Source organism: Cryobacterium mannosilyticum (assembly GCF_004402705.1).
GTDB classification, from domain to species: Bacteria; Actinomycetota; Actinomycetes; order Actinomycetales; family Microbacteriaceae; genus Cryobacterium; species Cryobacterium mannosilyticum.
In genome coordinates this window covers 80,145-105,872 of sequence record NZ_SOFM01000016.1, presented here as the reverse complement: position 1 = coordinate 105,872, position 25,728 = coordinate 80,145, and the positions used below count along the sequence as shown (strand labels likewise).

Genomic DNA, 25,728 nt, shown 5'->3' with positions numbered 1-25,728 from the left:
CAGTGTAGCCCGCCTCGGATCGACCGGGTCGGCTAGTTTGAAGGGACGGCCTCGACGGGCCGACGACCCCGACCGAGGATTCCCCCGTGACCCAGCCCGCACAGCCGACCGGAACGACCACGCCCAGCACGACCAGGCGCGGCCTGCTCGCCTGGCGCAACGCCGTGTTCGTCATCTTCTTCATCAGCGGGCTGACCCTGGCCACCTGGATGTCGCGGATCCCGGCCGTGCGCGACGGCCTGCGGCTGAGCACGGCCGAGGTCGGCATCCTCATCTTCGGCCTCTCGGCCGGATCGGTGCTCGGCCTGATCGCCGCCGTCTGGCTACTCGGCCGATTCGGCGCGCGGCGCGCGATGCTCCTCAGCGCCTCACTGTCCGTCGTCGGGCTGACCCTCGTCGGTGGCGGTGCCAGCCTGCTCACGTCTGCCCCCTTCGTGTTCTTCGGCCTGGCCCTCGTCGGGTTCGGCATCGGCTCGCTCGACGTCATGATGAACGTCGAGGGCGCCGCGGCGGAGCGTGAAATCGGCAGGACCCTGATGCCGCTGATGCACGCCTGCTTCAGCCTCGGCACCGTGCTCGGTGCCCTCATCGGCGCCGGAGCCTCCCTGATCGCACTGCCCGTGCACTGGCACCTCCTCGGGATGGCGATCCTGGTGCTGGCCACGATGCTCGTCGCCGTGCGCTACATCCCACTGGTCGACCCACGCGCCGAGGCTGCTGCCGCCGGCACGGCCGACGGGCCGAAGAGCCGTCGTGGGCGGCTGCGGGCGAGCCTGACCGTCTGGGCGGATCCGAAGATCCTGCTGATCGGCACGATCGTGCTCGGGATGACCTTCGCCGAGGGCTCGGCGAACGACTGGCTGGCCCTGGCCTCCGTCGACGGCCACGGTCTCAGCAACACCGAGGGCGCGATTGTCTTCGGGGTGTTCGTGGCCGCGATGACCGTGGGCCGGGTGCTCGGCGGTCCCGTGATCGACCGTTTCGGGCGGGTGCCGGTGCTCCGCGCCTGCGCGGTGCTCGGTGTGCTCGGCCTTCTGCTGTTCATCCTGGCGCCCAGCCACGCTCTGCTCTACTGCGGCACCGTGCTTTGGGGTCTGGGCGCCTCGCTCGGCTTCCCGGTCGGCATGTCGGCGGCCGCCGACGACACGAAGAACGCCGCCGCGCGGGTGAGCGCGGTCGCCATGATCGGCTATTTCGCGTTCCTGGTGGGCCCCCCGGTGCTCGGCCTGCTCGGCCAGGCCTGGGGCATCCTCAACGCCCTCTTCCTGATCCTCGTGCTGATGGTGCTCGCCGGCCTCGCCGCGCCGGCCGCGCGCGAAACCCGCCACGTCTCCGGTTAAGCTCGAACGGTGCGCCTCGTAATAGCCCAATGCTCCGTCGACTACGCCGGAAGGCTCAGCGCGCACCTGCCGCTGGCCACCCGGCTCCTGATGATCAAGTCCGACGGCAGCGTGCTCGTGCACTCCGACGGCGGGTCGTACAAGCCGTTGAATTGGATGAGCCCGCCGTGCAGCCTGGCCGAATCCGAGCCCGACGCCGATCAGGCGGATGCCGGCGTCACCGCACTCTGGACGGTCACCCACGCCAAGACCGCCGACCAGCTCATCGTCAGCATCTACGAGGTGCTGCACGACTCCGCCCACGAGCTGGGAATCGACCCCGGGCTGATCAAGGACGGCGTCGAGGCTCACCTGCAGAAGCTGCTGGCCGAGCACATACACCTGCTCGGCGACGGCCACACGCTCGTGCGCCGCGAGTACATGACGGCCATCGGCCCGGTCGACATCCTGGCCAGGGATGCCGCGGGCGGCTCGGTCGCGGTCGAGCTCAAGCGCCGGGGGGACATCGACGGGGTCGAGCAACTCACCCGGTACCTCGAACTGATGAACCGGGATCCGCACCTGGCGCCCGTGGTCGGGGTGTTCGCGGCTCAGATCATCAAGCCGCAGGCGCGCATGCTCGCCGAGGACCGCGGCATCCGTTGCCTGGTGCTCGACTACGACGCCATGCGCGGCCTCGACGACACCCAGTCCAAGCTTTTCTAGGCCCGAGCGAGGTGCCGACTGTCGCGCCGCGACACACTGCGCAAGAGGCTGGCGGCCGCGGCGAAACAGGAATAAGCTAACGGTTCCTTTTCCGGTGCAGGAGTTCGCGGCCATGCCGCCTAGGATGGGCGAGTGAATCCGACACTGACGCGCACCTGGAGCGCCATCCTCTTTGACCTCGACGGAACCATCACCGACTCCGCCCCGGCCATCACCAACTCCCTCGCCCGCACCTTCGCCCTCCTCGGCCGGCCGGTTCCGCCGGCCTCCGAACTCCTCGCCTACGTCGGCCCGCCCCTGCTCGCGGCCTTCCGCGAATACGCCGGAATGACGCCCGATGAGGCCGTCGAGGCCCTCGCCGTCTACCGGGCCGACTACCAGGGCGAGCACATGCTCGACACCGCCGTCTACCCCGGCGTGGCCGGCCTGCTCGAGCGCATCCACGAGGCCCGGATCCCGATGGCCCTGGCCACGAGCAAGCCGGAGCACAGCGCCATCACGATCCTCGAGCACTTCGACCTCGCCAAGTACTTCACGGTCATGGTCGGCGCGTCCGACACGGAGACCCGGAGCTCGAAGGCGGACATCGTGGAAGAGGCACTGACCCGCCTCGGCGCCGCCGGCGCCAACCTCGCGGCGCCGGTCATGGTCGGCGACCGCAGCTACGACGCGGAGGGTGCCGCCGCGCACGGCGTTCCCACCATCCTCGTCGAGTGGGGCTACGGCTCCCCCGCCGAAGCCGCCGCCGCGACCGCCACGGTCTACTCGGTCGACCAACTCGCCAAGCTCCTGCTCGGCTGAACCACCCCCCACCCACGACGAACGAGGCACCTTCCCGTCGGGAGGTGCCTCGTGTGTTTTCGTGCGAGGCCTGGCGCCGGGCTTAGATGATCGCCGCGCGAAGCGCCTGGGCTGCGGCCGCCGGGTCCTCAGCGCCATAGATCGCGCCGCCGGCGACGGCGACGGATGCGCCGGCCCGCTGCACGGAGGCGATTGTGGCGACGCTCACTCCGCCGGCCAGAGAGAACGGCACTCTGGCCGTCTCCCCTTGGTTGAGCAGGGTCGCCAGGGAGAACCCGGGCTCGGCCTGCTCATCGAGGCCGGCGTGCATCTCAACGAACGCGGCGCCGAGCTCGGTGACCTCGCGGGCGCGGGTCACCTTGTCGGCGACCCCGATCAGGTCGACGACCACTCCCTTGCCGTGCTTGCGCGCCGCGGCAACGGCCCCGGCGATGGTGCTGTCGCCGGCCGCGCCGAGCACGGTCACGAGGTCGGCACCGGCCGTGAACGCCAGGTCTGCCTCGAGCTCCCCGGCGTCCATGGTCTTGAGGTCGGCGAAGACCGTCTTGTCCGGGTGGGCCGCCTTGATGGCGGTCACGGCGCGCAGTCCTTCCGCCTTGATCAGCGGGGTACCGAGTTCAATGATGTCCACGTGGGGCGCGACCTGCGCTGCCAGCGCAAGGGCGGCATCCGTGGTGAGTACGTCCATGGCGACTTGAAGCTTCATGTTGTTCTTCTTTCTGGTTCGTGTGGATTGACTGGATTCGTCGGGAAGGGCCGGGCTATTCGAGGTTGGCGTGGCGCGGCCACAATTCCTCGGCCGTGGCGCCGGATGACTTCCACAGGCTGTGGAAGATGGCGTCGCCGATGACCACGACGCTCTGCTCGAACAGCCCGCCGGAGTACTGGGCCGAGAAGCGCCGGTCGTGGTCCTGCTTGCGAGCGGCAGGAACCACGACCGTCACCTCGGCCAGGCCGGCGAGCGCCGAGCCGGGATCGGTGGTGATCGCCACGATCCCGGCGCCGGCTGCGACAGCGGCCTCCGCCGCACGCACGATCGCGCCCGTGCTGCCCGAGCCGCTCGCCACCAGCAGAACATCGCCGGGGCCGATCGCCGGCGACGTCGTCTCCCCCACCACGTGCACTCGGAGCCCCAGGTGCATGAGGCGCATTGCGGTCATCTTCAGGGCGAGGCCCGACCGGCCGGCCCCGAAGACGAAGACGCTGCGGGCGGCCAGCAGCCGCGCCGCGGCCGACTCGAGGTGCGTCGCAGCGTCCTCCTGCAGCCGATGACTGACGGCGGCGTTCTCGGCGGTGATGAGTTCGAGGGCAGGCAGGACCGAGACGGCGGGCTTGAGGGGCGAGGCTGTGCTGCGGGAAGGCATACCTCATCGTGCGCCGTCCCGGGCGGGCGCGCGGCCCACCGAACGGACGGCAGACCTACCCGTCCGGGTAGGTCGACGTGGATCCGGCGGCTCGAACGCGGGAATGGATAGGCTGGATTCGTGAATCCACTTCTGCAACCCCATTCGATCGAGTTGCTCACGCGCATCGACCCGGTGCTCTCGAGCCCACTTCTCGGCGTGGCAGCGAGCCTCTCCGAACTGGTGCGCCCGCTCCTCGCCCACAGCGCCCTGGTGATCTTCACCGAAGACTGCACCGGGCGGCCGCAGAAGAAGGCCGGAGACCACTTCATCACCGACCGGGTCTCGATCGCGGAGCTGGACGCGCTCCGCGCTTCGATGCCGGAGGGCTCCACTCCCCTGTGGCTGGCCGACGCGACGATCGGCTCCGAGACGCGCCCGGTGGCCGCCTGGCTCGCCGGGACCGGCGCGTTGCTCGTGCTCACCGACCCCGAGCCGGGGCCGGAGTCCGAGCCGGCCGAGGCGTCCGGCCGACCTGGCACCGTCGCTGACGGCGGACCGGAAAACGGGCCGGCCCGGTCCATCGCCGTGATCGGGCAGCTGTGGGAGCTCGTGGCCGCCGGCATCCGTCGCCAGGTGGCCGCGGCGCCTCCCGCCTACCTCTTCGACTCGCGGGCCGCATCGGCCGAGCGGGCCAGGGTGATCGCCGATCTCACCGATGCGCACGCGACCACGCTGGAGTCGCTCCTCGCCGTTCTCCGAGCGCGCGACGCCAGCGCGGAAGCGGCGCGCCAGAATGCGATCGACGTGACGGCCCAGGCCATGGTGCGACTGCGGGCGGTCTCAGACCGCGACCGGTCCCTGTCGGAGGAACCGGTCGCGCAGGCCTTCGAACGGCTGCGTGACGACCTGCGGCCGCTCGTGCGCTTCGGCGACCTGGACGTGCAGTTCATCGAGCCCCCGCTCAACGGCCGGGCGCTCCCCGGCGAGGTCGCCCACGCCGGGCGGGCCATCGTGCGCGGCGCCGTGCTCGCCCTGATCGACCAGGAGGGGGTCGGCCGGGTGCGGGTGCAGTGGGACTGCGACGGCAGCAACCTGCTCATCCGGGTGCGCGACGACGGGCCAGGCGACCTCACCACCGACGTTCCGAGCGTGAGCCGGCTGGCCGGCCGGGTTGCCGCGCTCAGCGGCAGCCTCGAGGTGGAGGCCACCGCGGGGTGGGGTTCCGAGATGGTGGTGACCCTGCCGCTCGACGCGCCGGTCGCCGCGCTGGCGCCGGCAGCCGAATGGGGCCTCAGCCCCCGCGAGCAGGGCGTCCTGGAATTGGTCGCCTCCGGGGCGCGCAACCGTGCGATCGCCGAGGTGCTGCTGATCAGCGAGAACACAGTCAAGTTCCACGTGGCCAACCTGTTGCGCAAGGTCGGCGCCTCCACGCGGGCAGAGCTCGCCTCGCTCGCCCGCTGACCGCATCCGCTCTCCTGCCGCCGAACCGTGCGAAGATTGCCACGCCGGAAGCCGGATCGAACGAAGGGACCTCGCATTGGACGCGAACGAGTGGGACGACCGCTACCGGCAGGCGCGCGAGGGCCAGGACGCGAGGCTCTGGTCGGCCCTGCCGGCGCAACTCGTGCAGGACACCGTGACGCCCTGGCGAGCGGGGCGCGCGCTCGACCTGGCCACCGGCGACGGCCGCAACGCGATCTGGCTGGCCGGCCGGGGCTGGAACGTCACCGGGCTCGACTTCTCCGCCGAGGCAATCGCCCAGGCCGGGGAGCACGCGCGGGCCGCCGGTGTCGACGTGACGTGGCTGGTGGCGGATGCCACGACCTGGCAACCCGAGGAACGCTTCGACCTGGTCACGGTGATGTACCTGCACCTGCCGGAGGCGCTGTTCCGCACGCTGCTGGCCAGGGCGCTCGGCTGGCTCGCACCCGGCGGGCACCTGCTTGTGCTCGGCCATGACCGGGCAAACATCGGCGCCGGCGGTCCGGGCCCCGGCAACCCCGACATTCTGTACACACCCGAGCTGCTGGCATCGATCGTGGGACCCGAGCGAGTCCTGCGGTGCGAGACCGTCAGTCGCGACCTCGCCACCGACCCGGAGTCACCGGCGGACACGGGCGGAGTCGCCCTCGACACCATCCTGGTCGCCACGGCCTGAGGCCTCGCAATAATTACCCCATGGGGTATATTGAGAAGCACAGAACAAGGGAGCAATGATGTCCATCCTTCAGTTCCTCGGGTCGCCTGCCGGCCGTTGGACGCGGATCGTCGCAGGCCTGATCCTCGTGCTCCTCGCCGTCGTGCTCGGTGGCTGGGGGTGGATTCTGGCCATGCTCGGTGCCGTCTTCATCGCCGCGGGCTCATTCGATTTCTGCCTGCTCGCGCCGCTCTTCGGCAAGCCGTTGCAGGGACCCGCCTTCCGGAAGGCCTTCACATCCTGATTCCGGACCAGCCCGCGACCGCAGCAACGCCGATCGCGCAGTCGACCACGCCGCCGGACCACAGCCCGCTGCAGCGCTCGGTGGTGCGGGTGCTCGTAGTCGGCCAGATCCTCGGCGGCATCGGCATGGGCGCCACGCTCTCGCTGGGCGCCCTGCTGGCCGCACAGCTTTCCGGCTCCAGCGCCTGGTCCGGCATGGCGGCCACCATGAGCACGCTCGGCGCGGCCCTTGTCGCCGTACCACTGTCCCGGCTCGCGCAGGCTCGCGGCCGTCGCCGCTCCCTGGCGGCCGGGTCGCTCATCGCCGGGTCGGGGGCCGTTCTGGCCATCACCGCCGTCGCCGTCGACGCGTTTCCACTGCTACTCCTGGCCCTCATGCTCCTCGGGGCGGGATCAGCCACCAACCTCCAGGCCCGGTTCGCCGCCACCGACCTGGCCAGCGTGCGGTTCCGTGCCCGCGACCTTTCCATCGTCGTGTGGTCCACCACCGTCGGGGCGGTCCTCGGACCGAACCTCTTCGGCCCCGGCGAGACGGTCGGCGCGGCTCTGGGCCTGCCTCCGTTGACCGGGGCGTTCGCCTTCTCCTTGCTGGCCACGGTCGGCGCCGCAGTCGTCTACTCAGCAGGACTCCGGCCGGACCCGCTGCTCACGGCCCTGGCCGCGCGCCCGAGCAACCCCGCAGGCGAGCGCCGGATCGGCGGGCTGGCCATCATCCGCTCGAACCCGCCGGCTCGTTTCGCCGTGGGAGTGATCGCCCTCAGCCATGCCACCATGGTTGCCCTCATGTCGATGGCTCCCGTGCACCTGCGGGACCACGGCGCCACACTCACCCTGGTCGGACTCACGATCAGCCTGCATGTGGCGGGAATGTACGCCCTCTCCCCCGTTTTCGGCGCCCTCGCCGACCGGCTCGGACGGATGCCGGTGATCCTCACCGGCCAGGCGCTGCTGCTTGCCGCGCTGACCCTGTTCTGGCTGAACGGCGACTCCCCCGTTGCCATGACTGCGGGGCTCATCCTGCTCGGGCTCGGCTGGTCGGCATCGGTCGTCGCCGGCTCCGCGCTGATCGCCGAGGCCGTCGAAGTGCACGATCGCGCCCCCCTGCAGGGCTTCTCCGACCTCTCAATGAACGCGGCTGGAGCGCTCGGCGGCGCCGTGGCCGGCCCGATCCTCTCGGCAGCCGGCTACTCGGGCCTGGGCCTGGTCACCATGCTCCTCGTTGCCGTCATCGTCGTCTGGTCCTCGCTGCGGCTCGCGGCGGCGAAGCGCGCCGGATAGCCTCGCGCGTTGATGCAGTCAGCGCACCTGAACGCGAAACCTCAGCGGGCGGGGTATTCGCGACACGCAGCGGAGCGAAGTCGTCACTGATGTCGGTTTTGGCACCCGACTGCACGGATCTTCATGCTCGTCTGCACGAATCTGACCCCGCTGTCACTGATGGCGCGTGATGGTGGGGCATTAGAGCGACCGGCACCGGATCTGGGGCGCTCAGGTGCGGCCGGAGAATTGCTTCCGGACGGTATGTAAGAATCTGCGTATGGATGCAGATAAGCCGCTTTGCGGTCGTGACCCTCAGAGCACCTATGTGGAACTCGCAGTGGAGATCTTCTCGATGCTTGCTGATGCCACTCGTGTGAGGATCGTTCTCGCTCTCCGGGATGGCGAGTTGTCCGTGAACAGTCTGGCCGAAGAGGTCGACAAGAGTTCAGCTGCTGTGTCCCAGCACCTCGCGAAGCTCAGGTTGGCGCGAATCGTATCGACTAGGCAGGAGGGAACGCGAGTGTTTTACCGGCTCGCCAACGAGCACGCGAGCCGCCTGGTCAGCGATGCGATCTTCCAGGCCGAGCACGCGCTGACCAGCTCGCCCGCCCATCATCAGGCACAGACACCGTTGGCGGTCGGCTGATGCTGCGTGCGTTCCAGAACGTCGGCGTTCAGGCCGTGTTGGTGTCGGCGGTTCTGTTCGGTGCCGGCACACCCTTAGCCAAAGTGTTGCTCGAGAACAACGTCAGCCCATGGTTGCTAGCCGGGTTACTCTACTGCGGGTCAGGGCTTGGGTTGAGCTTGTATCGGCTGATTCGCCGCGCCCCACGGGTGCGGATCACGCGGCCCGAAACGCTGCCCCTCGTGGGAGCGGTGTTCTTCGGAGGGGTCGCCGGCCCCGTGCTGCTGATGCTCGGCCTGTCGAACATGCCGGCATCGGGGGCGTCGCTGCTGCTAAACGCAGAAGGGGTCTTCACCGCAGCCCTGGCGTGGTTCGTGTTCAAAGAGAACTTCGACCGCCGTATCGCACTTGGCATGCTCGCGATCGTCGCAGGCGCAATCGTTCTTAGCGTCCCGTCTGGCGCGAATTTCGGCAGCCCGTGGCCCTCTTTGGCGGTTCTCGGCGCCTGCCTCAGCTGGGGCCTGGATAACAATCTCACCCGCAAGATCGCACTCAATGACGCCATCTGGCTCGCCGCAGTGAAAGGCGGGGTTGCCGGACCCGTGAACCTCATCCTCGCCTTTTTACTCGGCGCACAGATCCCCAGCACCCTTAACATCGCGTCGGCGATGGTAATCGGTCTGTTCGCCTACGGCATCAGCCTGGTCCTGTTTATCGTCGCCATGCGCCACCTCGGGACGGCCAGGGCCGGCGCCTACTACTCGATCGCTCCGTTCTTCGGAGCAGTACTTGCAATCACGCTCGGAGATGCAATCAGCTGGCCAGTGATAGTCGCTGGCCTTCTCATGGCCGTCGGTGTTTGGCTGCACCTGACCGAGCGACATGAGCACGGGCACACTCATGAAGCGACTACCCACGATCATCTGCACACCCACGACGAGCACCACCAGCACGACCACGAGCCAGATCAAGAAGTCGGTGCGAACGGCTGGCACAAACACCTGCACACACATGAACCGATTACCCACACCCACGAGCACTACCCGGATAGCCAGCACAGACACGCTCACTGAAAACCGAAATCAAGTTTCAACTGGGGGTCAGCGTGCCTAGATGGGGTGCACGCCAGCTTGACGTCAGATCTGGTCGCGAAACCGGGACTGCCCCGAGTTCAGCTGACTCAAAGGGCTCCCAAGCGACACGCCAACTGGGCCGTGGAGACTCGAAGGGCTGGCTGCGAAATCCGTGTCCGTGAACGTCCGGCTTGCGGGACAGCAGATGAGCCCACGCGTGACGGCAGAATGTCTTCAACAGCGCCGGCGCCGGTGGCACTTGGGAGACGCAAAGACGATCTTGTACTTGTGGCTATTGGATACACGTTGGTCACCCTCGTAGAGTGACAAATGCGCGCAGTGAAGTTGCTGCGCGAACGTGCATGCTCTCGACGCCGAGACGCACACCACTTGGAGATCGGGGCACCGCATGACTCAGCCACGAGGCCATACTGGGCCATGGCAAGTACTGGGGGCGATCCTGTCCTTCCTCGCCAAGGGCATCGGTGCCGGGCTGTCCTCGATCGCCACCATGACTTTCGGAGGCCGAGCTGCCCCCGGCGACCTGCCAACATCGCCGCCGCCGAAAGAGTATCGACCGTAACGACCAGCACCGCCTCAGCAGATTCGGGTACTGACCCAGACGGAGAAACTTCCGCAGCTGGCTGGCGGCCCGGACTTTCGTTCATCGAACGCGGCTCCGGTCAAGGCGAGCCAAGAACCGGCCGTGGATGTCATCATCTTTGGTGCCGCGACACAGTACCGTCAGGAGACAACAGGACTGGAGCGTGGGCAATGGTTTGTTTAAGGGTTCGGGCGGGCGCACTGATCTGCACGGCGGCGCTGGTCCTCACCGGGTGCGCACCCGATGATTCGATCTCGCAGATCCGAGGCTTCTTGGCCGCCGAGAGCGGCCCGGACGACGTGCTCCCGCCCGGGGTCGAAGACGCAACGAGCGATCCCGAATCCAGCCGTTTCGTCGGCGAGCACGCTGGCGTCAGCTACTTCCTCACGAAGCACATCGATCCGGCCTCCGGGGCACCCGGCTACTGCCTCGTGATCTCCAACCCGCCGGACGGCGCAGCATCCAGCTGCGCATCAGATGTCAACGCAACACGTTTGTGGGTTAGCAGCTCCGAGACGGGCAGCGCCAGAGTCGTGGTCGCCGACGACATCATCCCGGACGGGTGGACGAAGCTCGGCGACTTCCTGATCGTCAACCCCGATAAGTGACTCCCTCGGCTCGACACCGGGATTAACCTGCGGCACCGGCGCGCTGAGGGTTCCCCATGGGGCGACAGCTGCCGTTCATGCCCTGGAACGGCGTTCAGCTCGAGGGCGGCGGGACCGAGGCGCCGCCGCGCAGCGCCACCCGGAGGTTCAGCTCGTCTCCGGCCTGGAGCTGGCGGCTGGTGAGCGGGTTGAGGAAGCCGAGGTCATCGACCGTGATGCCGAAGCGATCTGCGATGTCGTTGAGCGTGTCGCCGGCGACCGCACGGTAGGAGCTGGGGGCGCCATCGGTTGTGGCGGTGGCGCCGCCGGCGCCGAACCGGGCGCCGGTATCGACGGCGAGCAGCCCGGGGCGGGTGTCCGGCACGTCCCAGGTGATCGTGCCGACCGCCCAGGGAGTGAGCACGCAGCCGTCAGGATCGTTCGTGCCCGAGGGGTTCGCGGTGATGACGGCGGTCAGGTAGTAGCTGGGGTCGCCCCCAGAGAAGTCCATGGGGCCCATACTCAGCCCGGGCTGATCGGCGTCCGTGGAGAGGTTGCCGAACGAGAAGCTGTGCATGTCGGCCAGGCAGGTCGTGGTCTCCGACCAGGGACTGAAGAAAAGTTGCACGCCTCCGGGAACGTCCGAGTGGAAGTTCTTCAGTGCGACCTCGAACCCGCCGCCTTCCGCCGTGACGACGACGGTTCCGGAGACGGTGTTGTCCCCCGAGGGCGACGTGAGCTCGGCCGTACCGATGACACCGTCAGGGATGACGGCGTCGGCCGCGCGGTCGGGTGGGGCCGACGCATCAGTGTTGACGGCCGTGTCGACCGGTGGAGTCTCGGTTGTCGGGGGCGAGCAGGCCACCAGTCCGAGCACCAGAGCGATGCTCCCCAGAACGGATGTCGTCAGTCGTGGCATCAGGTCCCTCCCCGCCGAGCCCAGTATGGCAGTCGGCCGCATCGCCGGTCCAGCCGCGGGCCCGACGGACGAGTTGGCCCGTCCGAAGTCGCTACCGCACGCACCGATCGCTCTGTCTGAATCGGCACTGCGAAGGCTCAGACCAACCGTTCAAAGTCTCGAGGTTTTGACGCTCAGGTCTCGACGGGCTCCGGTTCAAGGCTGCGGGTCAGGGCCGGCGTCTGTCAGTGACCAGGCCGTGACGGAGACTTCGCCGCCCGCGACGATGTCGAGGGTGCTGGGCCAGGAACCGCGAACCAGGCCTGGGTAGAGCGCCGCGTAGAGCGTGTATGTCGTGGGGACATCCGCTGTGGCCATGGCGCCCCAGCCGAGCCGGGCGATGGCGTAGCCGCCAGCTGGAACCACGATGGGATCGGCTCCCTCGTCGACGGTCATGAACGTTCCGCCGTGCACGAGGGTGACGTCGAGGGCCGACCCGTTCTCATCCGCGAAGGCGAGGTCGGGGTAGCCGCTAAGGGTGCACGGGGAGTCGGTGAAGTTCATCGCCTGGATCGACAGAGTGCGGTGCCCCATGGCCGCGTCCGGGTCTCCGAGTAGTAACGCCGCCTGGTCGGGCGTGCACCAGTCGGCGGCGGGATCGGCCGCTGCGGGCGCGATGGTGGGCGGCGGCGTGACCGGGACATCCGGGTCGGGCAGGGAGCCGAGGGTGTGCCCATTGGCGCGGGCGTTCTCCGCCGCCGCAGCGAGCCGTGCGGCCCGGCTCCCCGTACCGGCCGCCAAACCGGAAAGAATCACGGCGACGACGACGATGCTGCCAAGAACGGCGAGCGGGCGCGTGCGCAACGGGCCGGGTGCGGCCGACGCCGGGACGGCATCCCCGCCCGGCTGAGCCGGGTGGGCCGGGTCGGCCGGTTGGGCGCGGCGCAGGGTGAACAGAGCCGGCAACCACCCCCAGGCGATCCCCCAGTACCCACTGAGGAGAACGGACTCACCAGCCGGGTCAAGCACGAATGCGGCGCGGGACGGCGGGAATGACGCAACGATCGCGCTGATCACCCACGGGAGGGTGGCGAGGAAGCCGGTCAGAACCGCCACGAACCACAGGGCGAAGAACCGGGCTGTGCGCGACCCGTCAATCCGGTCGACGATGACGCGCGCCAGCAACAGGTAAACCACAAAGACGACGACGGCCGAGGCAAGAGGAGCGAGAGCGATCCACGGCCAGGACCAGAACCAGACGCTGCGCGGGATCGTTTCCGGCAGGAGGTGCTTCACGAAGGCGTTGGGGACCAGAGCGAACCAGGTCAGGAATCCGAATCCGCCGGCGCACACGACCCACCACGCGGCGGCGACGGACGCCGGAATCCAGGGAAATGTACTGTGGCCGGGCCTTGTCATCCCCAGAGACTACTTCACCGCCGGGCAGGCATCACGCGCAGTTACGGGCACATTGGCAAGACAAGGTCCAACGATCCAAGCCGTTCCGCTAAGGGTTCCCCTTTCGTCCGAGCCGCACCGCTCCGCCATCAGGTGCCGTGCGAAGCTGACAGGCGCGTATGAGACATGCCAAAATTTGCCCGGTGCTCGTGGCGGCGCGTGGCGGTACAGGTTTGCTTAACCGAATCACCTACCCGATAAGAAAGTGACAGCGTCGCCGCGCAATTGAATAGCGGACCTAACAACTTCGCGTTTTTGACTAAGTGCCGGGGAGAGCGTTTCCGCCGGCGATGTCTAAGGACCTATTCCCGTCGTCGGGCAGGGGGCGGCCCTCGATTCCGGCAGAGGTCGTAATCAGGGCGTCTGCGGCGGATAGGGCAGGGCAAAAACAACGACACCGGGGAGCAGCGAACGCGGTCCGTGTGGTTGGGTCCCCTGATAGAGTCAGCCGACGTATGGGCGTTTGCTCATCATGCAGGCAAACCCGGCGCGAGCCGGGTACGCAAAGCCACGGAAAACACGCTGTAAGCCGGGCTACCGAACAGCAAGGACCACCCGCATGCTCATGGAAGCTGGGCCGCCCTCGCCCGAGGAGACGACTGTTGCCGTTCAAGAGCTCTCGGCAGCCTCGCGGCGCAACAATGTGACGGTGAGTGGCAACCCGAACGGCCGTGCGATCGTGTTCGCACACGGCTTCGGGTGCAACCAAAGCGCGTGGCGATTTGTCACCCCGGCCTTTCTCGCGGACTACAAAGTCATCGTGTTCGACCATGTTGGAGCAGGCAGTTCCGATGCATCTGCCTACAGTTTCTGGAAGTACGACTCGTTGCTCGGGTACGCGGACGACCTGCTCGAGATCCTTGATGAGCTGGACGTGACCGACGTGGTGTATGTCGGTCACTCTGTTAGCGCGATGATTGGTGTGCTCGCCGCGAACCGTGACCCGTCCCGCTTCGGCGCTCTCGTCCTGATCACCCCGTCCCCTCGATACATCAATGCGCCGGGCTACGAGGGAGGATTTGAGGTCGAGGACATCAATGCGATGTTGGATGATCTGGATTCGAACTATTTCGGCTGGTCGTCGGTCATGGCACCACTGATGATGGGCAACCCGGACCGACCGGAGCTAGGAGATGAGCTGACGGAGAACTTCTGCAGCACCGACCCGACGATCGCCCGCCATTTCGCGCGTGTCACGTTCCTTTCCGACAACCGGGAGGACCTCCCCTTGGTCACCACGCCGACTCTGATCCTGCAATGCACCGCCGACATCGTCGCTCCCGCCGCCGTAGGGCGCTACATTCACCAACAGATAGCAGGCAGTACCCTGGTCACTCTCGCAGCCACCGGCCACATCCCTAACCTGTCGGCACCCGACGCTCTAACGGATGCCATTCTTGCCTACCTGAAATGAGTGACGGGGGCGATCGGCGGGTCGAGAGCCTATTCGAGGACCTCTATGAGCACGCTCCGTGCGGGCACCTCTCTACAACGATCGACGGCATCATCATCCGAGTCAACAAGACTCTGCTCAAGTGGACGGGGTATCAGCGCAAAGAGCTCGTCGGCCAGCCGTTCGTCTCGTTCCTTCGACCAGGCAGCCAGTTGATGTTCGAGACTCGATATCTCCCGGTGCTCCACCTGCGAGGTGAAGTGAAAGCGGTGGCGGTGTCGTTCCGGCACGCGAACGGCACCGCGCTGCCAATGATGCTCAACAGCACCGTGACCACCGATGGAAATGGGGAACCCGTTACCATCCGGACGGCCGTCTTCGACGCCAGCGAACGCCAGGAATACGAGCGAGAGCTCCTCGCCTCCCAACGCAAGGCGGAAGCGTCGGAAACTCGGATAAGGGTGCTACAGAACGCATCGAGAGTGTTGACCGGAGCCACTACCGACATTGAGCTGGCGAATCAGCTGACGAAGATCACCCGTGAGGCATTCGCTGCGACTAACGTTTCGATGTACCTCCTGAGCGCTGAGGGGAAGCTGGTCCTAGCATCGGGAAATCCGACGCTGGGACTGCTCGATCTGTCCGGCGACGGGCCAGCCGGTGTACTGGCCCGCACCGAACGCACGATGATTCTTTCGCGCGCTGATCCCATCACCAAGCCATCAGGGCTCGCCGAAGTGATGCGAAGCGCCCAGGTGGAGACGCTCGTGTCCGTGCCGTTGTCGGAAGAAGCATCTCCACTCGGTGTCCTGATCAGTTCCTTCGCACGTTCAAGGAGCTTCGAAGTGGACGACATCGGGCTGTATGAAGCACTCGCACGTCAGTCCGCCCAGGCGCTGACGCGCATCCATCTCCTCCAGCAACTTGAACGGCTAACGCTAATCGACCCGCTTACGGGCCTTGCGTCCCGTCGCCTCATCCAAAAACGTCTCAGCGACGCGGTGAACCTCTCACGACTCAACCACCGTTCGATAGCACTCCTCCTCATCGATCTGGACGGTTTCAAACTCATTAACGATGAGCTGGGACATGCCACCGGTGACAGCGTGCTGAGCGAAATTGGCTCCAGACTGTCGTCGGTCGTCCGTCACGGCGACCTCGTAGGGCGACTCGGTGGGGACGAGTTCGTGGTCCTCTGCGAGGACGTGAAACCCGAAGAGGTGGACCGTATCGTCGAACGACTCCATGCCGCCCTCCGCGAGCCGCTCACCGGGCGCGCCAGCCAGAAACGGGTCACCGGGAGTATCGGCGCCGTCCTGTATCTCGGCGGAGTCCCGGATCACATCCCTCCCGACCTGATACTCGAACAAGCCGATGAGGCGATGTACCGGTCCAAGCGCGCGGGGAAGAACCAGGACACCACCGTCATAGTCGAAGACACCTCGCCCGCGGAGAACCGCCCGATACTCTAATCGGCGACACGGTGGTGGTCCTCCAGCACGGTTGCCGTGGCCTCCTTCACCTGGAGGAACAGGAAACAGAACCGCCCCGCGTGAGCCATTCGTACCTTGGTCGCCGTTGTTCGGTTGGGCGGCTCTCGGCGCCCGCTGACCGTCCGGCTTGCGGGACGGCGGATGAGCCCACGCGGGGACCATTTCCTCAGGGCCGTTTAGGTGGTCTGGGCTATGGGTCTGGTTTTTCGGTCGGGATATTTCTTTCCACGCTCTCACTGCGTCAACAGCACGGTCACGGTACGCGCCCGCGAAAGGGCGACTTCGCCCTGCGCTGGTCTTCGCTCCCGAGGAATCCCTCAGCTAAGAAGCGGCCCGTTATGCCCACGTTGGGGCTGAGAGCGAGTTGGAGTTCCAAGGCCTTGGAGTGTCGGCCTGCAGGACGCTGGACTGCGATTGACCGCTTCCGGCGCGCCCTGGTTCGGGACCGGCAAGTTGACCCGCGGGAACGGTTTCCCGTGGGTGACCGCCAGAATTGCCCGCTCTTCGAGAACTGCTCCCTCGTGGCTAGATGACAGCAATTGATGGAATCGAAGGGCGACATGTTAAATGGCCAAGGTTTTATAAGGCCCTTGAGGACACCCCGACTAGATGTGCCCTCGAAACGAAAGAGCCAACGTCCGTTACCCCTCTGGCTCGGAGCCTCGGCGCTGCTCGTAGCAGGAGCATTCAACTTGGTCACATTCATGACGGGAGTCGTAATCCTGCTGTCCAATTACGAAGAGTCGACCACCGTGGTGCTCCGGGTAGCACTATCGCTGTCGGCCATATTTCTCGTCGTCCTGCCCTTCTGGACGGGGAGACGTCGCACCATGATTTGGGCGCTGGGATTCACTGGGGTCACATTGATTGGCCTCGCCGTGCTGAGCGTGGGACTCTTTGTCATGCTGGCGCTCACAGATGCCTCCATGAAAATATTCGCTACTGTAGCCGGCGGCATGAGGGTGTTCGCTCCTGAGGCCGAGATCGCATCTATCGAATCAGGCACATTCGGTTGGGCGTTCGCCCTGGCTTCTGGAGTCGCCTGGGTCACAGCTGCCGGAGTGGCTCGGCTGATTGGGCACACCACGGCACGGCGGTGGCCGCCGGTTCTGCAGGGGCTCGCTGCCGCAGCCGTGGCTACCTTGCTGTCGCTTGTGGTCCTGCTCCTCCGGTTGGGCATCGATCCGGTCGGCTTCCTCACCAACGGCAACTGATGAGGCACCGGTACTGCAGATGGTGCGAAGGCAGTTGCTCAAGGAGCTCGTAGCTGGTTCCCAACTGCCACTCCCCCGAAACTTCGGAGCCTCGGCGAATTGGCGCCGAATCTGCGTCCGTAGACGTCCCTCTTTCGAAGAGCTTCAGTGTGTGCCGCGGCGTTCAGGCAGCGAGGATGGGAAGATCGGGACTGTGCCAACGTACAGCGAAGTGTTTTCGGGGATCTCGGTTGGTGGACACCAGCTGGCGTCCGTGACCCACCATGCGGGCAGTGACGACGTCGTGTTGTTCTGTCACGGATTCCGGGGGGAGAAATCGGGACCGAATCGAACCTTCGTCACCCTCGCTCGCGCATTGGCCTCCCACGGAATCTCGTCTCTCCGTTTTGATCAGTACGGGTCGGGTGACTCGGAAGGCGACTTCATCGATTCACGTTTCGACGATTGGGTTAGCGTCATTCGTATCCTGACACGCCAGTACCTTAGCGAGGGCAAGCGGTTCGCCCTTTTCGGGCAGAGCATGGGTGGTTCTGCCGTGATCTGCGCTGCCGCTGGGCTGGATGTGAGCGCCGTAGTGTCGTGGGTGCCCGATGCAAGCACGGACCAGTTCGCACCCGATCCGCGAGGTTTCGTGGAGGAGGGTGGTCAGCGTGTCGACAATGCGTTTTGGACCGAGGCACACCGTGCCGACATAGTCGGCAAGTTGAAGGAGGTCACTGCGCCGTGCTATTTGGTTTTCGGCACTAGCGATGAGTATGTCTCCGCCCCGAACCGAGAAGCCCTGATCAACGCCTGCCAGCCCACCGATCAGATCGACGTCTTCGACGGCTACCCGCACAGCTCATGGAGCTTCGAGCAAGCCGAAGACATCATCCGCCGCAGCGCTGCCTTTTTTGGCACGCTATCTCCACCCTGACGCGGCCGATCCCAACTCAGGACCGGCGTCGTGCCAGGCGCCGGAACAAGGCGGCCGATTTGCTGAAGCTCCCGAGGCCAGCAAATAGATGAGACGGCCTGCACTCGAAAACGCGAGTCCCTTCAAGCAAGCTGCCGCACTAACCGTTCCCCAATGGCATGCCGGGTGAAGCGCCGAGCCTATGCGACCACGGTCAAGGGGCCCTCATCAGGGGTGGGAACCTCAAAGTGATCGAAGTAAGCGGCCGCCAGCTCATCGGGTAGCTGGACGTCATTCGGCTCCTGCCCCGCCCGCGCGCGGACACGAGCCAAGGCCACCTTTCGCGGAGTCGCCAGATAGATCGTCTCCGGCTCGACGCCCAGCGGCCGGAGGATGGCGCGGTAGTCCTCGCGCATGCGTCGGGACCAGAAGGAGTAGTCCAGCACCACATCGGTCTGTTTCATCACAAGGTCGAGAAGTCTCTGGCGCAGGTGGCTTTCGATCTCGAGCCGGACTTCCTCGGCCAGGGGTTGGGATTGAATACCCCGCAGCCAGGCTTCCTCGTCGAAGGACAGCCGCGCCATGCCGCCAGACTCAAGCGCGCGTGCAACCGTGGACTTGCCTGAACCGGCTGGGCCACACATGAAGACGACACGGGTCATGCCGACGATCCTATTCCGCCCAACCCATCAGGATTTCCTCAATGAGCGTGGATTTGTGACGAGGTGTCAAACAGTGCTGAGATCGCCCAACGCGGCTTCAAGATTCCGGTCGACTCCGTGGGCGAGCATCCGCTGGTAGGTCGCATCGCCGTCAGCCGCCACTGAGCGGATGATGTCGAGTTGCCTATGTATTCGTTGACGGATGAGCTCCAGAACAGCGTTGGCAGAACCATCCCACTCATAGGCCCGAAGGAAGGACTCGAGGCGGGCCCGCCGCTCGCCGAAGGCAGTGAATCCTTCCTCCAGCACGAGCTGTTGAGCGTGGAGCGGCACCCAGGAGAATGCGACCCAGGCAAGGTCCCCGGCGTACGTGGTCGGGCCGGCCATGTCCCAGTCCACGAAACCCACCAGTCCGTCTTCATTCCAGACTGAGTTGTAGGGCGCCGCGTCGTTGTGACCGATGGTCAGGCCAGGCTCCCAGACTTGGCCTTCGCGCCACATCGAGCCAGCGGGCGGGACAAAGTCGGCGACTGCTGAGTGGTAGCGCCTGAGCCAGTGGCCGACGTCCAGGAGCGCCTCTTCGCTGTGCGTCCACTGCGGCCACGGGCGGACGATACCGACGGTCCTACCCTCGAGAAAGCTAACGACAGTCCGACCCTGTGCGTCGGTCCCAAGCGGGCGCGGTGCCCCGATAAACCCTTTGTCGGCCAAATGTTGCAAGAGGGCATTCACGGCCGGGGTCCACGGGCCAGGAACCCGGCGCACGGTTCCATCTATTAGAAGCGCGCCGCCATCGAATCCGCCATCCAGCTTCTCACTCACGTCGCCAAGCTTCGCATGACGCTGCATGCTTCCCAATCCCGCACAGGGTTGCCCTACTGCTCCGCGCCTCGGGTGCTGTCGCAGCGTGAGCGACGAGAAGGGGCCAACCAGCCCGCGGGCCCGAAGCTGGACTCGCCGTGCTCCTCAACCCAGGCAACCCGTCTGCCGCTGTCTTCGCGCCGGAAGTTCTTGCCGCTTGACGAAGATCACCACGCAGACTCGAACCGAGCAGTACGCCGATTCGTTGCCGCTAGTCGAGATCGTTGTCGCCGCCGCGGCTGGGGAGTAATCTGACAGGTGGCGTCGCCTCGTTCTGGAGGTGATTGGACATGAACCGACGACTTCGATGTCGACTGGGGCTGCACACATGGGTGCTCAAACAGCGCTCACGAGATGCGCCGAGGTATTACGGCTGTCGCCTCTGCGACAAGATGATGGAACCTCGAGATTTTCCCGTCACATGGGGATGTGCGCGATTCCTCCAGGGCCGCTGACGAACCGGCTCTACTGTTCCGATCCTGCATCCCGACGACAGTGATGAACCGAGGTCGACTTCCACAGGGCCTTGCAGACGAGCTCTGGCTGCGGCCAGCCTAGCCGTCAGCGGCCCAACCCGAGAAGGCGAGAACTGATGGTTGACCTGCGCTTCGGCACGCATCTCGCCCCGAACATGCTGGACGTCTACCGGGCCATCACGAATCGGGTCGGCACCGTTCTGCGGTGTAGCACCGAACTCGTCGTAGAAACGGATTACGAGTCCTGCCGCGCGGACGTCAACGACGTCTGCTTCGTGTGCAGCTTGCCTTATGTCATGTTCGAGCGTCAGGGCATCGACCCGGCAATCCCCGTGGCAGCGCCGGTTCTCGCCGGTCGCCGCTACCGCGGCCAGCCGATCTACTACTCGGACGTGATCGTCCGAAGAGACAGCCCGTTTCAGTCGTTCGCCGACCTACGCGGCCACTCCTGGGCATACAACGAGCGGCTGTCGCAGTCCGGCTACGGGATCACGCGATACATGATGGTTGAGAGAGGTCTGACGGCTGGCTTCTTCGGCGAGATCGTCGAGGCGGGCTTCCACGAGGCCGCGATCCGGCTCGTCGCCGAGGGTGAAGTCGACGCATCGGCGATCGACTCGCAGGTGCTAGGGGTCGAGCTGGACCACCACCCCGAGTTGGCGGCACGGCTTCGCGTTGTCGAAACCCTAGGTCCGTCGACCATCCAACCGGTCGCCGTCAGCCGACGGATCGACTCGGTCCTCCGCTCGCGGATCCAAGATGCCCTCGTCTCCATACACCGGGACCCCGAGACCGTACGAGCTCTCGCGCGCGGCATGATCACTCGCCTCGTTCCGGTCGGACCCCAAAGCTATGACGACATCAGGAGGATGGTCGACGCCTGCCAGCGAGCCGGGTATATGGAGCTGAGATGACCTTTTCAGTAGCAAACAGCGAAGCATCAGTGGTGAGAATTACCGCCTGACAATCACCGACGACGCCTCCGGCGTTGTCGTAACGGGACTGCTCCGAGTTCAGTTGGCCCCAAGGGGGTTCCCCGACCGGCCATCTTCGTGCTCCGCGGCCGGCTGCATGACCAAGTCCCGCGAGCAAGGTCCCTCCAGGCCGAAGCGACGCACCTGTACCGAGTCGAGTGGAGGCGTCAAGTCTTCCTAACGAGCGGCCAAGACACAGAACTCGTTTCCTTCCGGATCGGCCAGAACAACCCAGGATGCGCTGCCTTGACCGATGTCGACGCGGCTGGCCCCGAGGCCGACGAGTCGCTCGACCTCCGCTTGTTGGTCGTCGGGCACCCAATCAAGGTGGAGCCGGTTCTTGCCCCGCTTGGGCTCGGCAACCTCGATGAACATCATGCTGGGTGTCTGACCAGGGGCAAGAGCCAGTTCTATGGCGCCGCTATCCTCGTCCACAATCTGCCACCCCGTGGCGACTTGCCACCATCGCGCGAGCGACGAACAATCACCACAGTCGACAACAATTTCCTCGAGACGAAGGGCCATGTCTCAAGACTAGGCAGAGGCCGCTACAAAGAATAGGGACTGTGTCCCGTAGCACGTTCCCAAGGAGGGATTTCTAGTTGCTCGCGGATGGCGGTCGTTGGAAGCTGGCTCCGAGGTGTCCTTCGCGGTTTTTCCAGTTTGGGCCGCGTTTTGCGTATTCCGTGTGGTCCACCGCAAGTTCCTGATGCATCCCGCTCCAGGACGTGATGCCTCGCCGACGTTGGTGGTTCTTTGCCAGGTACCAGGTGACTTCCGCCCCCGTGTGACCATGCGCCGCTCGAGCAAGTGCGTCACCGAGCTCGAGAGACGATCCTGCGACAGCCATCGCTACCTCCGTTGGACTGGTTAGTGCTTCGGTTTCTGACGTCGCGAGGAGTCCAGCGAGCATCCATCCCCGGCTGTGCGTGACTCCTGATCCCAACTCCCACTGCCACGCGCTTGCTGGCAAGTAACGTTTGAACGCGGCTGTGGCATCAAACTTGATGTTCTCGCGGTGACCATCAATCGCGAGCGACAGAGTGAATGGTTCCCGTCGGTCGGGAAACAGTTCGAATCCATTCTCATTGAGCCACCCGTGCATCTCGGCGATATTCTCGCGAGCACGGACAGCCTTCTCAGCGCCCTGAATGCCGAACGCCTCGGCCGCACGGAGGTTCCCCTCGATCGACTCAAGTTGATATGCGGCCATCCTTCCGATTGTTCGAGCCGGAGGTGCCGAGTGGTCAAAGATGTAGCAGAGGCGCATGATCGCCTCGCCGAGTGCGCGCTCGAGCACGAACGGCGACGCTAACACTCGCCCGTTCGTGTCGAGCAGCAGGGCGATCGACTCGGCGATGTCTGAGCAGGCGCCGAGCATCCGCTCGGTCGTCTCGAGGTTCTGCCCGAAGATTCCCCCGTATAGAAACGCGGCATTGGGGTGCCCGCGCATCCATGTGTCAAGCGCAGTCACCCCGGTATCTGGGAGTCTCTTCGCGCCAGCTTCGGTCGCTTGCTCGATGAGCAGACCGGTGTCACGAATCGTGGCCCGGACGATTCGGGCGGCGTACCCGCCCGGACCAAACTGTCGTCGGTGGGCTTCCATATGTTGGACTCTGCCAAACAGCGGACAGAGGTCGACGCCGAACTCGGCGTTGTTGAAGGCCGCTGAGGGTTCCCCATTCGACGCAGTAGTTGCCAACTGGCGTGCCGACCTTGCTTCCGTCACCCCCGCTCTGAATGGTACGCTATCGAGTACTACTCTTGGGAGGCGATCATGTCGGCGATCACCGCGACCGAAGCACGCAAAAGCCTGTTCGGGCTCATCCAGCAGGTCAACGACGACCACACCGCTATCGAGGTCGTCTCCCGGCACGGAAACGCGGTAATCCTGTCGAAGGAGGACTACGACGCGTTGACCGAAACGGCCTTCCTACTGCGGAACCCTGCGAACGCGGAGCGGTTGCTCACGGCCATCGAGCGGGTCCGGCGCGGCGAGTTCGAGCAGCACGACCTTTTGGACGCGTGAGCCGGACGATCGCCTTCGACCCGAATGGGTGGGAGGACTATGTTTTCTGGCAGACCCAGGACCGCAAGACCCTCAAGCGCATCAATCAGCTGATCACCGACACGCTGCGCGATCCGTTCGCAGGTATCGGCAAGCCCGAGCCCCTTCGGCACGTACTTTCCGGCGCGTGGTCACGCCGCACCGACGAAGCGAACCGTCTGGTCTACTACGTCACCGACGACCACATCGTCATCCTGCAAGCCCGCGAACACTACTGACCAGACATCCGCGCCACCCGCATGAGGTTCGCGTTGCAGGACAGTTCGTCCTGCAACGCGATCTCGGCTGCTAGCCATTGCCTCGGTGCTGGCGCTGGATGGTTCGATAGATAGTGGAGCGGGCGACATTGAACAGCTCAGCAAGCTCGGTAGTTGTGTGAGTATCAGCGTTGTAGACCTCCATCAGATGCTTCTGCTGCGCCGGGGAGAGCTTCGGTGGTCTGCCGCGCAACCGGCCCTTCGCTTTCGCCACCTGCATCCCCTCTCGCGTTCGAGCGCGGATGAGATCTGACTCGAATTCCGCGACCATGGCGAGGACGTTGAAAAGGAGCCGGCCGACTGGATCATTCGGGTCATGCACAGAGCCGCCGATGCTGAGCTTCACGCCCTTGGCGGTCAGCTCATCGACGATGTCCTTCGCATCCCGAAGCGACCTGGCCAGACGATCGAGTTTGGCCACCACGAGTGTGTCCCCGCTCCTGCAGGCCGCAAGTGCTTCGCGTAATCCCGGCCTCGCACGGTTGGTTCCCGTCAAGCCATGATCGGTGTAGATCGGGTTCGGTCTAACGCCCAGTCGTTCCAGGGCGTTTTGTTGGGCGGTGAGGTCTTGCTCATTTGTGGATACGCGCGCGTACCCGATCAGTAGTTCAGTCATGACGGCACAATTCACCTCGACCTGCAGGGCCGTCAACATTCGAGGATCCTCGGCGGGTGCCCGCGGTCAGGAGGCGAGGGCGGCTTCCATCTCGTCGACCAGCCGGGTTGCGTATTTGAGGAGCTCGCTCGCCCTGGCCTCTGTGATGTGGCTCGCCCCGTAGGAGGTGAGGGTCTTTGCTTCCAAGAGTCGGCCCAAGTCCCGTGCCGCGGTTCTCTTTTCGGGGAGAGCTTGGGTTAGGAGGCCGATGGCCTGTTTGTGATCCTGACCGCTGGAGCGGTAGCCGAGTTTGGATCCGCAAATAGCGTCGGCCGCGGCGATGCCGGCGTTGACGGCATTCAGCCCCGTCGTATTGTTTGACGCCATCGGTCCCCCAGGCTCGAATCGAGCTTGAGCAGTGAGGAGAGAATCGCGGGCGTGTTCGGCACGGATTCGCACCTCCGCCGCCGTCATCTGTTTGATCCGCGCGTTCACGGCGCCTTCCTCATTCCCAGCGTGTTGTTCCCGAAGAGAATGATCCCCTCCGCGGCCCAGCTATCGACGATCGGGTCTCCTTCTTCCTTTTGCCTGGTCAGGGCCGATTCGGTTAGGTCGTAGATCTGGGCATCATTGCCGGTCCACAGTTGCACGTTGTCCCGGAGCCCGGTGACGAATTCGTCCCGGTCATCGAGTGTGACCTCATCGGGAAAGACGACGAGCAGGTCGACGTCGCTCGTCTTGGTGGAGTCACCTCGTGCCACGGATCCGTAGAGGGCAACCGTGACGCCCTCAGGCGCGCTCGAGTCGGCGAATGCTGCAACACGCCTGTTCAGCTCCTGGCGCGCGTTCATCGCGATCTCAACAGCCGGCCAGAGGATGTGCGACCGGTTGGCAGAATACATAGTTGCATGGGGCGCTGGGACCGAGATGACCAGACCGATGTCGACGAGCCGGAGAAGAGACAATCGGACGTTGGCCGGCGTTCCAGTCCCCGCCAGACGGGCGATCTGTCGACCAGTGAGCGCTGAACCGGCCCTGGCAACGACGCGCAGGGCGACAGCGTCCAGGCCATTCATGAACGAGGCGAGCGGGGCAGATAAGTCCACGAACAGCTCCCTTCAGCGTTTGTATTGCTCTTCGATTCGGTTGTATCTAAATACAATACAGATGCATCGCTCCGCAATGCAATGGCTTGAGGCTCACCCGGCAGTGCCAAAGCTCCTCCGAGTTGAGGATTCGATCAATGCCGTACTTCTCCGGAAGTCACGCAGGAGCATGCTCAGAAGCGCCCGTTCAGCGTCCGGCTTACGGGCAGTCCCCTGGCGTTTCTTCCGGCGGACTGGGTCGGTCACTGGACTCGGCACGGGTCGTGGGTAGCCGAACTTAGTCGGCGATCGAGATTCGGAGTCGTTCGAAGTGCCCTGGTCCGGGACATTGCCACAGGAACCCCGTGCGTTCCACCGACATAGGAATGTCGAATACGTTGTCGATGATGTTCTGCTCGCCGGACTCAACCACAACACTTCTGCAGGCAGCGAGGGCTTCGCGCAGCCCAGGCCGTGCGCGGTTTGTTCCCGTAAGGCCATGGTCGGTGTAGATCAGGTTCGGTCTATCGCCCAGTCGTTCCAAGGCGTTTTGTTGGGCGGTGAGGTCTTGCTCATTGGTGGATACGCGCGCGTACCCGATCATAAATTCAGTCATGA

28 protein-coding genes, 1 pseudogene and 1 riboswitch are annotated in these 25,728 nt (G+C 65.2%); of the genes and pseudogenes, 17 read left to right on the top strand and 12 right to left on the bottom strand.

The features are described from left to right. Positions 1-86: 86 nt before the first annotated feature. From E3O32_RS06395 to E3O32_RS06385, 3 genes are all read left to right on the top strand, one after another. Entirely contained in the window at positions 87-1,340 is a 1,254-nt protein-coding gene (locus tag E3O32_RS06395) for an MFS transporter (RefSeq protein WP_134507746.1), read from the top strand. Positions 1,341-1,349: 9 nt separating this feature from the next. Continuing rightward, complete coding sequence (nucS, locus tag E3O32_RS06390) at positions 1,350-2,045, top strand: endonuclease NucS (protein WP_134507744.1); 696 nt, start codon at positions 1,350-1,352, stop codon at positions 2,043-2,045. A 132-nt stretch (positions 2,046-2,177) separates the two neighbouring features. Then, positions 2,178-2,846, top strand: coding sequence for an HAD hydrolase-like protein (locus E3O32_RS06385; protein ID WP_241974649.1), 669 nt, complete (start codon positions 2,178-2,180; stop codon positions 2,844-2,846). An 82-nt stretch (positions 2,847-2,928) separates the two neighbouring features. Here the strand turns inward: E3O32_RS06385 and hxlA are convergent, their stop codons facing one another. Continuing rightward, positions 2,929-3,552 carry a 3-hexulose-6-phosphate synthase gene (gene hxlA, locus E3O32_RS06380; RefSeq protein ID WP_134507742.1) on the bottom strand — a complete coding sequence of 208 codons (624 nt, stop codon included), beginning with the start codon at positions 3,550-3,552 and terminating at the stop codon, positions 2,929-2,931. A gap of 55 nt (positions 3,553-3,607) precedes the next feature. After that, on the bottom strand, positions 3,608-4,210 hold the full coding sequence (hxlB, locus tag E3O32_RS06375) for a 6-phospho-3-hexuloisomerase (RefSeq protein ID WP_134507740.1): 603 nt from the start codon (positions 4,208-4,210) through the stop codon (positions 3,608-3,610). A gap of 120 nt (positions 4,211-4,330) precedes the next feature. Here hxlB and E3O32_RS06370 point away from each other — a divergent pair, with 120 nt between their 5' ends. From E3O32_RS06370 to E3O32_RS06340, 7 genes are all read left to right on the top strand, one after another. Next, a complete protein-coding gene (locus tag E3O32_RS06370) occupies positions 4,331-5,653 on the top strand; it encodes a LuxR C-terminal-related transcriptional regulator (RefSeq protein ID WP_241974647.1) in 1,323 nt (440 codons plus the stop codon). A 76-nt stretch (positions 5,654-5,729) separates the two neighbouring features. Further along, complete coding sequence (locus E3O32_RS06365) at positions 5,730-6,350, top strand: class I SAM-dependent methyltransferase (protein WP_134540109.1); 621 nt, start codon at positions 5,730-5,732, stop codon at positions 6,348-6,350. A gap of 55 nt (positions 6,351-6,405) precedes the next feature. Beyond that, the gene (locus E3O32_RS06360) at positions 6,406-6,633 is read left to right on the top strand and encodes a YgaP-like transmembrane domain (RefSeq protein WP_134507736.1); all 228 of its coding nucleotides are present in this window, start codon (positions 6,406-6,408) and stop codon (positions 6,631-6,633) included. 89 nt (positions 6,634-6,722) lie between these two features. Then, positions 6,723-7,910, top strand: a complete 1,188-nt coding sequence (locus E3O32_RS06355; protein WP_338145184.1) for an MFS transporter — start codon at positions 6,723-6,725, stop codon at positions 7,908-7,910. Between the two features lie 259 nt (positions 7,911-8,169). Beyond that, a complete protein-coding gene (locus E3O32_RS06350) occupies positions 8,170-8,538 on the top strand; it encodes an ArsR/SmtB family transcription factor (protein WP_134507734.1) in 369 nt (122 codons plus the stop codon). Then, positions 8,538-9,590: a DMT family transporter gene (locus E3O32_RS06345; protein WP_134507732.1), complete on the top strand. Its 1,053-nt coding sequence runs from the start codon at positions 8,538-8,540 to the stop codon at positions 9,588-9,590. The genes E3O32_RS06350 and E3O32_RS06345 overlap by 1 nt, the downstream gene beginning before the upstream one ends. A gap of 876 nt (positions 9,591-10,466) precedes the next feature. Then, positions 10,467-10,802: a hypothetical protein gene (locus E3O32_RS06340; protein WP_134507730.1), complete on the top strand. Its 336-nt coding sequence runs from the start codon at positions 10,467-10,469 to the stop codon at positions 10,800-10,802. 94 nt (positions 10,803-10,896) lie between these two features. Here the strand turns inward: E3O32_RS06340 and E3O32_RS06335 are convergent, their stop codons facing one another. Both E3O32_RS06335 and E3O32_RS06330 read right to left on the bottom strand, forming a co-directional pair. After that, positions 10,897-11,700, bottom strand: coding sequence for a LysM peptidoglycan-binding domain-containing protein (locus E3O32_RS06335; RefSeq protein ID WP_166790793.1), 804 nt, complete (start codon positions 11,698-11,700; stop codon positions 10,897-10,899). 195 nt (positions 11,701-11,895) lie between these two features. Then, on the bottom strand, positions 11,896-13,098 hold the full coding sequence (locus tag E3O32_RS06330) for a DUF4232 domain-containing protein (RefSeq protein ID WP_134507726.1): 1,203 nt from the start codon (positions 13,096-13,098) through the stop codon (positions 11,896-11,898). Positions 13,099-13,604: 506 nt separating this feature from the next. Beyond that, positions 13,605-13,679: riboswitch (cyclic di-GMP riboswitch) on the top strand. A 17-nt stretch (positions 13,680-13,696) separates the two neighbouring features. On the opposite strand from E3O32_RS06330, the gene E3O32_RS06325 reads away from it, so the two are divergent. From E3O32_RS06325 to E3O32_RS06310, 4 genes are all read left to right on the top strand, one after another. Further along, positions 13,697-14,551, top strand: a complete 855-nt coding sequence (locus E3O32_RS06325; RefSeq protein ID WP_241974645.1) for an alpha/beta fold hydrolase — start codon at positions 13,697-13,699, stop codon at positions 14,549-14,551. Continuing rightward, positions 14,548-16,002, top strand: a complete 1,455-nt coding sequence (locus E3O32_RS06320) for a sensor domain-containing diguanylate cyclase (protein WP_134507724.1) — start codon at positions 14,548-14,550, stop codon at positions 16,000-16,002. The genes E3O32_RS06325 and E3O32_RS06320 overlap by 4 nt, the downstream gene beginning before the upstream one ends. Before the next feature lie 713 nt (positions 16,003-16,715). Further along, entirely contained in the window at positions 16,716-17,237 is a 522-nt protein-coding gene (locus E3O32_RS06315) for a hypothetical protein (RefSeq protein ID WP_134507722.1), read from the top strand. Positions 17,238-17,430: 193 nt separating this feature from the next. Then, on the top strand, positions 17,431-18,153 hold the full coding sequence (locus E3O32_RS06310) for an alpha/beta hydrolase family protein (RefSeq protein ID WP_166790792.1): 723 nt from the start codon (positions 17,431-17,433) through the stop codon (positions 18,151-18,153). A gap of 179 nt (positions 18,154-18,332) precedes the next feature. Here the strand turns inward: E3O32_RS06310 and E3O32_RS06305 are convergent, their stop codons facing one another. Both E3O32_RS06305 and E3O32_RS06300 read right to left on the bottom strand, forming a co-directional pair. Beyond that, on the bottom strand, positions 18,333-18,794 hold the full coding sequence (locus E3O32_RS06305) for a P-loop nucleotide/nucleoside kinase family protein (protein ID WP_198417535.1): 462 nt from the start codon (positions 18,792-18,794) through the stop codon (positions 18,333-18,335). A gap of 66 nt (positions 18,795-18,860) precedes the next feature. Beyond that, positions 18,861-19,616 (bottom strand): phosphotransferase enzyme family protein, encoded by a 756-nt coding sequence (locus tag E3O32_RS06300; protein WP_198417534.1) that lies wholly within the window; start codon positions 19,614-19,616, stop codon positions 18,861-18,863. A 631-nt stretch (positions 19,617-20,247) separates the two neighbouring features. On the opposite strand from E3O32_RS06300, the gene E3O32_RS06295 reads away from it, so the two are divergent. Continuing rightward, a complete protein-coding gene (locus E3O32_RS06295; RefSeq protein WP_134507716.1) occupies positions 20,248-21,045 on the top strand; it encodes a PhnD/SsuA/transferrin family substrate-binding protein in 798 nt (265 codons plus the stop codon). A 237-nt stretch (positions 21,046-21,282) separates the two neighbouring features. Here the strand turns inward: E3O32_RS06295 and E3O32_RS06290 are convergent, their stop codons facing one another. Then, the gene (locus tag E3O32_RS06290; RefSeq protein WP_134507714.1) at positions 21,283-21,630 is read right to left on the bottom strand and encodes a VOC family protein; all 348 of its coding nucleotides are present in this window, start codon (positions 21,628-21,630) and stop codon (positions 21,283-21,285) included. Between the two features lie 73 nt (positions 21,631-21,703). Then, the gene (locus E3O32_RS06285) at positions 21,704-22,807 is read right to left on the bottom strand and encodes a hypothetical protein (protein WP_134507712.1); all 1,104 of its coding nucleotides are present in this window, start codon (positions 22,805-22,807) and stop codon (positions 21,704-21,706) included. A gap of 75 nt (positions 22,808-22,882) precedes the next feature. Between E3O32_RS06285 and E3O32_RS06280 the strand changes: the two genes are divergently transcribed. Beyond that, positions 22,883-23,134 carry a type II toxin-antitoxin system Phd/YefM family antitoxin gene (locus E3O32_RS06280; RefSeq protein ID WP_134507710.1) on the top strand — a complete coding sequence of 84 codons (252 nt, stop codon included), beginning with the start codon at positions 22,883-22,885 and terminating at the stop codon, positions 23,132-23,134. After that, the gene (locus E3O32_RS06275) at positions 23,131-23,391 is read left to right on the top strand and encodes a Txe/YoeB family addiction module toxin (RefSeq protein ID WP_134507708.1); all 261 of its coding nucleotides are present in this window, start codon (positions 23,131-23,133) and stop codon (positions 23,389-23,391) included. The genes E3O32_RS06280 and E3O32_RS06275 overlap by 4 nt, the downstream gene beginning before the upstream one ends. A 70-nt stretch (positions 23,392-23,461) precedes the next feature. Here the strand turns inward: E3O32_RS06275 and E3O32_RS06270 are convergent, their stop codons facing one another. From E3O32_RS06270 to E3O32_RS17575, 4 genes and pseudogenes are all read right to left on the bottom strand, one after another. Continuing rightward, positions 23,462-24,046, bottom strand: a complete 585-nt coding sequence (locus tag E3O32_RS06270; protein ID WP_134507947.1) for a recombinase family protein — start codon at positions 24,044-24,046, stop codon at positions 23,462-23,464. Positions 24,047-24,112: 66 nt separating this feature from the next. Beyond that, complete coding sequence (locus E3O32_RS06265) at positions 24,113-24,520, bottom strand: hypothetical protein (protein ID WP_134507706.1); 408 nt, start codon at positions 24,518-24,520, stop codon at positions 24,113-24,115. After that, complete coding sequence (locus E3O32_RS06260; RefSeq protein ID WP_134507704.1) at positions 24,517-25,101, bottom strand: nucleotidyltransferase domain-containing protein; 585 nt, start codon at positions 25,099-25,101, stop codon at positions 24,517-24,519. The genes E3O32_RS06265 and E3O32_RS06260 overlap by 4 nt, the downstream gene beginning before the upstream one ends. Before the next feature lie 448 nt (positions 25,102-25,549). Further along, positions 25,550-25,726: pseudogene (locus E3O32_RS17575) on the bottom strand (recombinase family protein); the annotation flags it as partial. Positions 25,727-25,728: the final 2 nt, after the last annotated feature.

Excerpts from the sequence above, each read along its gene's own strand:
- E3O32_RS06290 (WP_134507714.1), bottom strand. The coding sequence starts at position 21,630 with ATGGCCCTTCGTCTCGAGGAAATTGTTGTCGACTGTGGTGATTGTTCG.
- E3O32_RS06280 (WP_134507710.1), top strand. The coding sequence starts at position 22,883 with ATGTCGGCGATCACCGCGACCGAAGCACGCAAAAGCCTGTTCGGGCTC.
- hxlB (WP_134507740.1), bottom strand. The coding sequence starts at position 4,210 with ATGCCTTCCCGCAGCACAGCCTCGCCCCTCAAGCCCGCCGTCTCGGTC.
- E3O32_RS06260 (WP_134507704.1), bottom strand. The coding sequence starts at position 25,101 with ATGAATGGCCTGGACGCTGTCGCCCTGCGCGTCGTTGCCAGGGCCGGT.
- E3O32_RS06345 (WP_134507732.1), top strand. The coding sequence starts at position 8,538 with ATGCTGCGTGCGTTCCAGAACGTCGGCGTTCAGGCCGTGTTGGTGTCG.
- E3O32_RS06305 (WP_198417535.1), bottom strand. The coding sequence starts at position 18,794 with ATGACCCGTGTCGTCTTCATGTGTGGCCCAGCCGGTTCAGGCAAGTCC.
- E3O32_RS06325 (WP_241974645.1), top strand. The coding sequence starts at position 13,697 with ATGCTCATGGAAGCTGGGCCGCCCTCGCCCGAGGAGACGACTGTTGCC.
- E3O32_RS06270 (WP_134507947.1), bottom strand. The coding sequence starts at position 24,046 with ATGACTGAACTACTGATCGGGTACGCGCGCGTATCCACAAATGAGCAA.
- E3O32_RS06330 (WP_134507726.1), bottom strand. The coding sequence starts at position 13,098 with ATGACAAGGCCCGGCCACAGTACATTTCCCTGGATTCCGGCGTCCGTC.
- E3O32_RS06320 (WP_134507724.1), top strand. The coding sequence starts at position 14,548 with ATGAGTGACGGGGGCGATCGGCGGGTCGAGAGCCTATTCGAGGACCTC.
- E3O32_RS06350 (WP_134507734.1), top strand. The coding sequence starts at position 8,170 with ATGGATGCAGATAAGCCGCTTTGCGGTCGTGACCCTCAGAGCACCTAT.
- hxlA (WP_134507742.1), bottom strand. The coding sequence starts at position 3,552 with ATGAAGCTTCAAGTCGCCATGGACGTACTCACCACGGATGCCGCCCTT.
- E3O32_RS06335 (WP_166790793.1), bottom strand. The coding sequence starts at position 11,700 with ATGCCACGACTGACGACATCCGTTCTGGGGAGCATCGCTCTGGTGCTC.
- E3O32_RS06360 (WP_134507736.1), top strand. The coding sequence starts at position 6,406 with ATGATGTCCATCCTTCAGTTCCTCGGGTCGCCTGCCGGCCGTTGGACG.
- E3O32_RS06295 (WP_134507716.1), top strand. The coding sequence starts at position 20,248 with ATGGTTGACCTGCGCTTCGGCACGCATCTCGCCCCGAACATGCTGGAC.